Annotated in this window: 1 protein-coding gene; it reads left to right on the top strand. The window is 62.2% G+C overall.

Going from position 1 to position 2,622, the window contains the following annotated elements; translation table 11 throughout:
* Positions 1–85: 85 nt before the first annotated feature.
* A partial coding sequence (eccCa, locus tag AC2VOU_RS16300) for a type VII secretion protein EccCa (protein WP_486958306.1) occupies positions 86–2,622 on the top strand: 2,537 nt, incomplete at its 3' end.

The raw sequence follows: 2,622 nt of genomic DNA, 5'->3' as shown, positions 1-2,622 counted from the left end.
CTGACCGATCCCGGTCTGGTCGCGCGCTACGAGCAGCTGCTGCACCCGTGGGTGAACCACGCCGACACCGGAGAAGCCTCCGGTCATCAAGCCGGAGAACATCGTCCTGCCAACACCGTTAAGCATTCCGCCACCAGAGGGCAAGCCCTGGTGGATGATCGTGGTCGGCGTCGTAGTGATCGGCCTGGTGGGCGGCATGGTCGCCATGACCTTCGCCAGCGGTTCACGGGTATTCGGGGGCGCCGGCTCGATTTTTCCGCTGTTCATGATCGGCGGCGTCGGGATGATGATGTTCAGCGGCCGAATGGGCGGCCAGCAGCAAATGAGCCGGCCGAAGCTGGACGCGATGCGCGCCCAGTTCATGTTGATGCTGGACATGCTGCGGGACACCGCGAATGAGTCGGCTGACAGCATGGACGCCAACTACCGGTGGTACCACCCGGCGCCCACCACGTTGGCCGCTGCCGTGGGATCGTCCCGAATGTGGGAACGCAAGCCTGACGGCAAGGACCTCAACTTCTGCGTCGTCCGAGTCGGCGTGGGTATGACGCGTCCCGAGGTGACCTGGGGCGAACCGCAGAATATGCCGACCGACATCGAGCTGGAGCCGGTGACGGGGAAGGCGCTGCAGGAGTTCGGACGCTATCAAAGCGTCGTCTACAACCTGCCAAAAATGGTTTCGCTGCTCGTGGAACCCTGGTATGCGCTCTTGGGGGACCGCGAGCAGACGCTGGGATTGATGCGGTCCATCATCTGCCAGCTGGCGTTCTCGCACGGGCCCGACCACGTGCAGATGGTGGTTGTCAGTTCCGATTTGGAGCAGTGGGACTGGGTGAAGTGGCTGCCGCATTTCGGTGATCCCCGGCGTCACGACGCAGCAGGCAACGCGCGGATGGTGTACAGCTCGGTGCGGGAATTCGCCGCGGAGCAAGCCGAATTGTTCGCCGGCCGCGGGTCATTTACGCCTCGGCACGCCAGTTCATCGGCACAGACCCCGACACCTCACCACCTGATTGTCGCGGACGTCGCCGATCCGCAGTGGGAGTACGTGATCAGCGCCGAAGGTGTCGACGGGGTGACGTTCTTCGACTTGACCGGCTCGTCGATGTGGACAGCAGTTCCGGAGCGCACGTTGCGGTTCGACGAAAAAGGTGTGATCGACGCGCTGCCCCGCGACCGTGATACCTGGATGGTGATCGACGACAAGCCCTGGTTTTTCGCCCTCACCGACCACCTCAGCATCGCCGAAGCAGAAGAGTTCGCGCAGAAGCTGGCGCGCTGGCGGCTGGCCGAAGCCTACGAAGAGATCGGCCAGCGAGTTGCCCACATCGGTGCTCGAGACATCTTGTCCTACTACGGAATTGACGATCCAGCCACGATCGACTTTGGCGCGTTGTGGAACAGCCGCACCGATACGCTGGGCAGGTCGCGGTTGCGGGTACCGTTCGGCAATCGATCCGACAACGGTGAGCTGTTGTTTTTGGACATGAAATCGCTCGATGAAGGCGGCGATGGCCCACACGGGGTGATGTCGGGGACAACTGGTTCGGGCAAATCGACGCTAGTGCGAACCGTGATCGAATCGTTGATGCTCGCTCATCCGCCGGAGGAGTTGCAGTTCGTGTTGGCCGACCTCAAGGGCGGGTCGGCGGTCAAGCCGTTCGCCGGCGTGCCGCACGTCTCCCGGATTATCACTGACCTTGAAGAAGACCAAGTGCTTATGGAGCGCTTCTTGGACGCGTTGTGGGGCGAAATCGCCCGCCGCAAAGCGGTCTGCGACAACGCCGGTGTAGACGACGCCAAGGAATACAACTCGGTGCGAGCCAGGATGCGGGCGCGCGGCCAGGACATGCCGGCGCTACCGATGCTCGTGGTGGTCATCGACGAGTTCTACGAATGGTTTCGTATCATGCCGACGGCGGTCGACGTGCTCGACTCGATCGGCCGGCAAGGCCGCGCCTACTGGATTCACTTGATGATGGCGTCGCAGACCATTGAGAGCCGAGCTGAAAAGCTCATGGAGAACATGGGCTATCGCTTGGTGCTCAAAGCACGTACCGCCGGCGCGGCGCAGGCGGCCGGCGTGCCGAACGCGGTGAACCTGCCGGCTCAGGCGGGTCTGGGGTATTTCCGTAAGAGCCTCGAGGACATCATCCGGTTTCAGGCCGAGTTCCTGTGGCGGGACTACTTCCGCGGCGTCACCATCGACGGCGAGGAACAACCAGTGTTGGTGCACAACATCGACTATGTTCGACCACAATTGTTTACCAACTCGTTCACGCCGCTCGAGGTGAGTGTAGGAGGCCCCGAGGTCGATGCGGAGGCGGTCTTTGCCAACGGCGAGGTGGTCGACGAGGAGGTCACTGAGGGAGAGGCCGAAGGAGGGGTCAGGACACCGAAAATCGGTACGGTGATCATCGATCAGCTTCGCAAGATCGACTTTGAGCCCTACCGGTTGTGGCAACCTCCGCTGACCCAGCCCGTCGCCATCGACGACTTGGTCAACCGGTTTTTGGGTCATCCCTGGCACAAGGACTACGGCTCGGCCAGGAATCTTGTGTTCCCCCTCGGGATCATTGACCGGCCGTTCAAGCATGACCAGCCGCCGTGGACGGTTGACAC

The organism is Mycobacterium sp. TH-M25, from assembly GCF_057473665.1.
This window is presented reverse-complemented; position numbering and strand designations above follow the sequence as displayed.